At 45.6% G+C, this 8,437-nt stretch carries 7 protein-coding genes and 1 riboswitch; of the genes, 2 read left to right on the top strand and 5 right to left on the bottom strand.

Annotated elements, in window-relative coordinates; translation table 11 throughout:
• The 3 genes from metH to VL525_RS06750 form a co-directional block, all read right to left on the bottom strand.
• A partial coding sequence (metH, locus tag VL525_RS06760; protein ID WP_325384689.1) for a methionine synthase occupies nt 1–1,974 on the bottom strand: 1,974 nt, incomplete at its 3' end.
• 185 nt (nt 1,975–2,159) lie between these two features.
• Nucleotides 2,160–2,269: riboswitch (SAM riboswitch) on the bottom strand.
• A 71-nt stretch (nt 2,270–2,340) separates the two neighbouring features.
• On the bottom strand, nt 2,341–2,727 hold the full coding sequence (locus tag VL525_RS06755; RefSeq protein WP_325384687.1) for a polymer-forming cytoskeletal protein: 387 nt from the start codon (nt 2,725–2,727) through the stop codon (nt 2,341–2,343).
• Nucleotides 2,728–2,736: 9 nt separating this feature from the next.
• Nucleotides 2,737–3,489 (bottom strand): M23 family metallopeptidase, encoded by a 753-nt coding sequence (locus VL525_RS06750; protein ID WP_325384685.1) that lies wholly within the window; start codon nt 3,487–3,489, stop codon nt 2,737–2,739.
• 307 nt (nt 3,490–3,796) lie between these two features.
• Between VL525_RS06750 and VL525_RS06745 the strand changes: the two genes are divergently transcribed.
• Both VL525_RS06745 and VL525_RS06740 read left to right on the top strand, forming a co-directional pair.
• The gene (locus VL525_RS06745; protein ID WP_325384691.1) at nt 3,797–4,207 is read left to right on the top strand and encodes a BrxA/BrxB family bacilliredoxin; all 411 of its coding nucleotides are present in this window, start codon (nt 3,797–3,799) and stop codon (nt 4,205–4,207) included.
• 234 nt (nt 4,208–4,441) lie between these two features.
• Nucleotides 4,442–6,934 (top strand): M1 family metallopeptidase, encoded by a 2,493-nt coding sequence (locus VL525_RS06740; protein ID WP_325384683.1) that lies wholly within the window; start codon nt 4,442–4,444, stop codon nt 6,932–6,934.
• Between the two features lie 382 nt (nt 6,935–7,316).
• Here the strand turns inward: VL525_RS06740 and VL525_RS06735 are convergent, their stop codons facing one another.
• On the bottom strand, nt 7,317–8,198 hold the full coding sequence (locus VL525_RS06735) for an IS3 family transposase (protein WP_325384681.1): 882 nt from the start codon (nt 8,196–8,198) through the stop codon (nt 7,317–7,319).
• A 2-nt stretch (nt 8,199–8,200) separates the two neighbouring features.
• Nucleotides 8,201–8,437, bottom strand: a 237-nt coding sequence (locus VL525_RS06730; RefSeq protein ID WP_414684727.1) for a hypothetical protein, incomplete at its 5' end; no start/stop codon positions are given.

The raw sequence follows: 8,437 nt of genomic DNA, 5'->3' as shown, positions 1-8,437 counted from the left end.
TGCATGCGACAGGCGCTCGCTTACCGTACCTTTGCGCCATTCTTCATCGCGCACTACTTCTTTACCTTTGCTTTTTACGGTGTCGGCATATTCAACCAAACGCTCGGTAGCATCCTGGCGACGGTTCAGTAATACATCCTCTACCAATTCCAGCAATTGCTTATCAATCTCCTCATAAACCTCAAGCATACCGGCATTGACAATACCCATATCCATACCCGCTTTAATGGCATGGTATAAGAATGCTGAGTGCATAGCCTCGCGCACCACGTTGTTCCCTCTAAAAGAGAATGAGATGTTACTCACACCACCACTTACCTTAGCATGCGGCAGGTTTTGTTTGATCCAGCGGGTGGCTTCGATAAAGTCGACCGCGTAGTTGTTATGTTCCTCCAAACCGGTAGCTACCGTCAGGATGTTAGGGTCGAAAATGATGTCCTGCGGCAGGAAACCAACCTCGTTAACCAATATGTCATACGATCTTTTACAGATCTCGATGCGGCGCTGCAAGGAATCGGCCTGACCTGTTTCATCAAAAGCCATTACTACTGTGGCAGCACCATAGCTTAATATCTTACGGGCATATTCTTTGAATTTTTCTTCGCCTTCTTTCAGCGAGATAGAGTTCACGATGCCTTTACCCTGTATACATTTTAATCCCGCCTCAATAACTGTCCATTTTGACGAATCGATCATGATGGGCAGTTTGGCAATATCCGGTTCGGACGCTACCAGGTTCAGGAACTTCACCATTACGGCTTCAGAGTCTATCATACCCTCGTCCATATTGATGTCAATAACCTGGGCGCCGCCTTCTACCTGTTGACGCGCAACGGTTAGTGCTTCCTCGTAATTTTCGGCCAGAATAAGTTTAGAGAACTTTGGTGAACCGGTGATATTGGTACGCTCGCCAACGTTTACAAAAATACTTTCGGGAGTAATGGTTACAGCTTCCAAACCGCTTAAGCGCATATGCGGCTCTACCGCCGGAATCAAACGCGGCGAGTATTTTTCGGCACGCTCCGCAATACATTTAATGTGATCGGGCGTAGTACCGCAGCAACCACCTACGATGTTTACCAAACCGGCTTTCATAAAATCATCTACCTGGTGGGCAGTTTCGTGTGCGGTTTCGTCGTACTGACCAAACTCGTTCGGCAAGCCGGCGTTCGGATAGGCCGATATAAACACATCAGCTTTTTCCGAAAGCTCCTGAATATGTGGGCGCATTTCCTTAGCACCCAAAGCGCAATTCAAACCAACCGATAACAAATTGGCATGACGCACTGAGTTCCAGAACGCCTCAACAGTTTGCCCGGATAAGGTACGGCCCGAGGCATCGGTTATAGTACCCGATATCATCACCGGCAAATGTTTGCCGGTTTCTTTGGCGTAACGATCTATAGCAAATAATGCAGCTTTGGCATTCAGGGTATCAAATATAGTTTCGACCAATAACACGTCAGATCCACCATCAACCAAACCACGTACCTGGTCATAATAAGCATTAGCCAGGTCATCAAAGGTAACGGCGCGATAGCCCGGATCATTTACATCCGGCGATAGAGAAGCAGTACGGTTAGTGGGGCCGACAGCACCGGCTACAAAGCGCGGCTTATGCGGTTCTTTTGCAGTATATTCATCAGCAGCTTCGCGGGCAATGCGGGCGCCTTCGTAGCTCAGCTCGTAGGCCAGTTCTTCCATTTTATAATCAGCAAGCGATATTACCTGCGTGCTGAAAGTATTGGTTTCAATGATATCTGCACCGGCCGCTAAATACTCGCCATGAATAGCTTTGATCACATCCGGGCGGGTGATATTCAGCAAGTCATTATTTCCCTGCAGATCAGTCGGGTGATCTTTAAACCGTTCTCCACGAAAATCCTTCTCAGTCAGTTGGTATCGCTGTATCATGGTACCCATTGCACCATCGATAATGAGTATGCGTTTTTTTAGTTCTTCTTTTATATTCATTGTTGAGATGGAAGAATTGAGATGTGAGACATGAGATTAAATTATCGCAAGCACTACATCAATTCAAATAATAATAACGGGAGTTTCGAAATGGGATAAAAGGAACAGATAGGTTTCTCATATCTCAGGTCTCATATCTAACGTCTAAGCTGCTTATTTCGAAAATCGGGTATTGAATTGACTTTCACTTATCTGTCTCATCGCTTGTTTCAGCTGAGTAGAATGTAGCACCTTGTAAAGCCACAGGTTGCTAAGACATCGCAGGGTCTAATCCCTCCGTCTTTCTCTATAAGCAGCGCAAAGTTGCAGAATAAGTTGGTAATAAACAAGTCACATTTACGGCGATGAGCCGCCGCGTTTGATGAGTTAGGCGAGCTGTTTAATTTGCGTTACGCCAACTGCTTGCATGGTCAGGTGGCCATTATAAATACCACCAGTTTCGACCAATAAGGTTGTAGCACATATATCACCGGTTATTTTACCGGTACCTTTAATTTCAAGCGATTCGACCGCGATGTTACCTTGCACGGTACCATAAACTACCATTTCTTTAGTGTTTATGTTTCCGGTTATAACACCTTGTTCGCCCAGGATCAAGCCTTCGGCCACTTGTACGTCGCCGTTTACCTGGCCGTCAACACGGGCCACCGCAGGAGCAGTTAAATTACCGGCTACTACGCTGCCTTCGCTTATTAATGTAGATATGGCCTGGAGGTCAAGTGCTACTTTATCTTTCTTAGAAAAAACACCCATGTTTGGTTGTTAGTTATTGAGGGTTAAAAATTTAACCGGGTTAACCGGCTTACCATCCTTACGTACTTCATAGTGCAGGTGTGCACCGGTTGAGCGCCCCGTTGAACCAACTTCGCCAACTTTGTCACCTACTGAAAGTTTCTGACCAACATGCACAGTAATGCGCGATAAATGGCCGTATAAAGTTTCAAAGCCATTGGCATGCGCCACACGAACACAGTTACCATACCCTCCGGCCCAGCCTGCAGAAACTACACGGCCATTTGCAGTACAATGGGCAATATCGCCACGGCGACCTTTGAAGTCAATACCCGGATGAAACTCTGCATGAGCCGAGTTAAACGGATCGCTTCTGAAGCCAAAACCCGAGGTCATTGAGCTTATGCGCGGATATCCCATCGGGGTAAAGGCTACGCTATTTACCAGGTGGGTCAGATAATCGTTGTAAGCCATGTAAATTTCTTTATCAGTAAGCTTGTCATTGTCCATATTTGCATCGCCGCCTACCGACTTGGTTGAAAAGCCTTTCAAACCGCGCTTTCTTAAATAATCGTTGATCTTTTTCAGCTTACCCTCAATAGCCTGTATGTAACTTTGAGCAGAGTTTTGATCTGCTTGTTTTTGCAGTTCGACCGGTATCTGGCCTTTAAGACTTACGATTTGGGCAAGCAGCAATTGCTTTTCATGATCTTGCTGTTGCATACTATTACGCAGTAAAAATATCGATCCTACTAATAATGCGATCACCCCTACTAAAGCCATTGCATAATATTTTAAGTGTGCAATATGGCGCGTACGTATTTGGATTGTTTTAGTACCCTGTTTATTTTTACTTAAAATAACTATGGTACTAACGTCTTTTGGCTTAACTTTCATTTACATTTATAAGAATTAGGGGCTTGCAATTTATAAAAAGACCCACACAAAACAATATTAATTTAAAACAAAACACCATCTTGATTGTATTGGTCTTTGTCAGCAAGATGTTATTATTACGAATTTTAAACCGTTAATGTTGCCGATTTATTATTTTTGCTATGTAATAAAATTGAAATAGACATACGTTATGATGTATCCGGAATATTTAGTGACCCCAATGCGCGAGGAACTTACCCGCGTTGGTTTTGAAGAATTAAAAGACGCCGAAGCTGTAAAAAGCGCGATTGAGAGCGAGGGCACCGTGTTTGTAATGGTAAACTCTGTTTGCGGTTGTGCTGCTGCCAATGCGCGCCCCGCTGCACGAATGGCCGCCCAGAATCAAAAGCATCCTGATAAAATGGTAACCGTGTTTGCCGGCATGGAAAAAGACGCTGTAGATACCGCGCGTAACTACATGTTGCCTTATCCGCCATCGTCGCCAGCTATGGCTTTGTTTAAAGACGGTAAACTGGTGCACATGATTGAACGCCATCAAATTGAAGGCCGCCCTGCACAAATGATCGCGGATAACCTGATCGGTGCATTTGAACAGTATTGTTAGTTAGTTGATAAAGATTAGTTGATCTTTTTGAAAGTATATAAGGCCCGTTGTTTACAGCGGGCCTTTTTTGTTTCAGTATTTGAAAATACTATGTCTTGTCTTCCCTGGGCGAGACGCTATGAAACCGGTTAGAGGGGGCTGTGTGGGCTGTAACAATTCTGCTTCTTCATTGTCTTACCATTTTGAAGCAAAAAACTGTTACTTTCGCTTAACAACTGATTGAACTATTCTTTTATGAAAAAAACCACTTTAACCGGTCTGATCATGGGTATGGTTATTGCCGCCGGCATTGGCCCGGTGATGGCCCAGTCGCCGAAGGCTGAAAGCCCGGAAATGAAAATTTACCGCGCCACCCCAACACGCATTAATGACCTTGTCCACACCAAACTTGCTGTACGTTTCGATTACAAAAAATGCTATCTGTATGGCAAAGAATGGGTTACTTTAAAGCCGCATTTCTATCCAACCGACAGCCTGCGTCTGGATGCCAAAGGCATGGATATTAAAAACATATCTATTGTAAAGAACGGCAAGAACATCCCGCTTAAATATAAATACCAGGACAGCCTGAGCCTGGCTATCACGCTCGATAAAACATATCATAACAACGAAAGCTATACCGTTTATATCGATTATACTTCAAAACCAAACGAGCTGCATGCAAAAGGCAGCGCAGCCATTAACGATGCGAAGGGCTTATACTTCATTAACCCTGACGGCAGCGAAAAAGATAAGCCAACCCAGATCTGGACACAAGGCGAGACCGAAAGCTCGTCGTGCTGGTTCCCTACCATTGATAAAACTGAACAAAAGACCACCGACGAGATAGCTATGACCGTACCTGCCAAATACGTTACGCTATCAAACGGCAGGCTGGCATCGCAAAAAGTAAATGGTGATGGTACCCGTACCGATGTCTGGAAACAAGAGCTGCCGCACTCGCCCTACTTGTTTATGATGGCCGTGGGCGATTTCAAGATCTATAAAGACAAATGGCGCAACAAAGAGGTTAACTACTACCTGGAGCCAAAATATGCGCCTTATGCTAAAGAGATCTTCGGCCAGACACCAGAGCTGATCGAGTTTTACTCAAAGACCCTGGGTGTTGATTATCCCTGGTATAAATACTCGCAGATCGTGGTGCGCGATTATGTGAGCGGCGCGATGGAAAATACATCGGCCACGCTTCATGGCGAATATGTTCAGCTAACTCACCGCGAGCTTATTGATGCTTATTACGATGCCGGCCGCAGTACCATAGCGCACGAGCTGTTTCACCAATGGTTTGGCGACCTGGTAACCGCCGAAAGCTGGAGCAACCTGACCGTGAATGAGTCGTTTGCTGATTTTAGTGAGATGCTTTGGGCCGAGCATAAATACGGACAGGATGAAGCCGATGCGCACAGCTACACCGCTATGCAAAGCTATCTGGCCAATCCAACTAATAAAACAAAGGACCTGGTACGTTTCCACTACAACGATAAGGAGGATGTTTTTGATGCCGTCACCTACCAAAAAGGCGGCCGTGTTTTAAACATGCTGCGCAATTACTTAGGTAAAGATGCTTTTTATAAAGGCTTACACATCTACCTTAAAACGAATGCCTTTAAAGCCGGCGAAGCGCAGCAGTTGCGTTTAGCCTTAGAAGAAGCCAGCGGCCGCGACCTGAACTGGTTCTTTAACCAATGGTATTACGGGCCGGGCAACCCTAAATTGAAGATCAGCTATAAATGGGATGATGCCGCTAAAAAGGAAACTGTTTACCTGGAGCAAACCCAGGATGGCAAAGCCTTTATTTTACCAATGGCTATCGACATTTATGCCGGTGGCAAAAAGGTGCGTCATCAGGTTTGGATGAATGATAAGGCCGATACACTAACCTTTGCATCAGCAGTAAAACCTGACCTGGTAAATGTTGACGGCGACAAAGTTCTGCTGGCCGAAAAGCGCGATATGAAAACGCTGGACGAGTATGTTTTCCAGTATTTCAATGCCCCGCTTTACCTGGACCGTTTGGAGGCTATAGACAAAGCCACGCCTGAGCAAGGTGATGCCGGTGCCCGCAAAGTAATGCTGGCCGCGTTAAAAGACAAATATTACGGGCTGCGCATAAAAGCAATCCAGGGCTTAAACATGAGTAGTGATGATGTACGGAATGCTGCACAACCAATCCTATTGTCGCTGGCACAAAACGATGTAAACACCCTGGTTCGTGCGGCAGCGATTACTGTATTAGGTAAATTGAAAGCGCCCGGTATGCTCGGCGTATTTAACGAAGCGCTGAAAAGCCAATCGTACGCTATACAGGGGGCTGCGCTGAGTGCCCTGGCGCTGCAAGAACCGCAGGCTGCCTTAACCCAGGCTAAAGCTTTTGAAAAAGACAACAAGGGCGCTTTAACGCTGGCCATCATTCATGTTTACGCAACCAACGGCGGCGATGCCGAATGGCCGTTTGTTTACAAACAATTTACCAATGCCGAGATTCAGGGCAAGTTTAGCATGATCAGAACATTTGCCGCTATGACGGGTGCTGTTAAAAGCCCGGCGTATGCGCAGCAAGGCATTAATGCCATCAAAGAAACAGCCATCAAATACAAAATGTATGGTGTTGCAGCCCCTTTAACTGCCATGTTGCAGGACATCAAAACCAAACGCACTGCTATAGGCGATACCGCCTCGGCCAATACTGTTGACACAGCTGTGGAGGAGATCAATAAAGATAAATAGTCAGCAGCGACTTCCTATAAGGAAGGGAGGCCGGTTTGGTCTCCCTTTTTGTGTGTCTTTTTATAATAGCGTTCCCTGCGGGCCGCGCTATCCGCTCATACTGCGCCGGGCCTTAGCCGCAAGGCCGGTATCCGCTATTATCGCTAACGCAGTCTGCGCACTGATCCACGCGTGTATGTGTATCAGTTTGGATCACCACTAAAACACAACATACTGATAATAAGCATATTAATGAATTTATTTTTAAAAAGCGGATCACTTTGGATCAACTTTTATGACTTATAGGTCAGTTTTTTGGATCACCTGATGATGACCCGTCCTAAAAAAAGTTTACGCTTTGGTTGATTAATACTGAAGTTAATTTACACTTTAAAATTAGATGCTACAATAGGTTTACAGTTTCATGATGGCTCTTTTGAGGGGGATAGTAGTTCCGCCACCTTCTCTTTAACACACCGGTTTGCTGATGTGCTTTTTCAGGTGTAAGCATATCCAGGCTGCTATGCGGTCTTAATTGATTGTAAATACCGACAGCTTCTTTAACCGCCTTATAAGCAGACGTCAGTTCATCATAACTTTCTTTCAGCAGTTCTTGTTTAAGTATACCGTTCACCCGTTCAGCAATGGCATTATCCCGCGGATTGCCGCTTTGGGTCATACTGATTTGAATGCCTTTGTTTTTTAACAGACGCGTATAAGCCTGACTGCAGTATTGTGTACCGCGGTCTGAATGATGGATCAGCGGGGCATCCGTGAGCCGGGTAGCTAAAGCCATGCGCAAAGCTTTCAAACAACTATCCGTAGAAAGATCATGGCTCAAACAGAAGCCAATGATCTTTCGGCTATAGGCATCTGTGATCAGGCTTAGATAAGCAAAGTCCTGTTTTATCCGCAGGTAAGTAATATCGCTTACCCAAAGTTGATTGGGGCGATTGGGCTCCATTGCTGCTATCAGGTTAGGATATTTCCTGAACCGATGCACCGAAAAGGTTGTACGCACACGGCTGCGCTTACGCCGCACCAGCAAACCGCTATCCCGCAACAGTTCAAAGAAGGCATCACGTCCCATTGCAGGCTGTATGAGCTCCAGCAGTTTGCGGGTGCCCAGGCGGGGCTGCAATCTGCGGCATTCCAATACTTGCTGAAGGACTTCTTCCTGTTTAAATGTCCGGCTTTCTGTTGCTTTTTGATACTGATAATAAGCCTGTGAGCTGTAACCAAGCAGTCTGCACAACTCGCGCAATCCCCGTGCGCGCAATTGCATGCTTACTCCGACCGCCTGGCACCAGACTTTTTTCTGATGTTGGTCCCCAGCTCCTTATCTGCTATATCTATTATGTTATTGAGTAGTTCTGTCCGTAAGCGCTCTTTACGTAATAGTTCTTTCAGTAAGGCTATATCATCAGGCAACTCAACTTTGTCTACTGTTTTATCGGGCTCTACCCGCTTTTTCGTTATTCCTTTATTTACCATACGATACACACTGCCATAGGATAGGCCGTG

It is taken from the genome of Mucilaginibacter sp., from assembly GCF_035492695.1.
Taxonomy (GTDB): Bacteria; Bacteroidota; Bacteroidia; order Sphingobacteriales; family Sphingobacteriaceae; genus Mucilaginibacter.
This window is presented reverse-complemented; position numbering and strand designations above follow the sequence as displayed.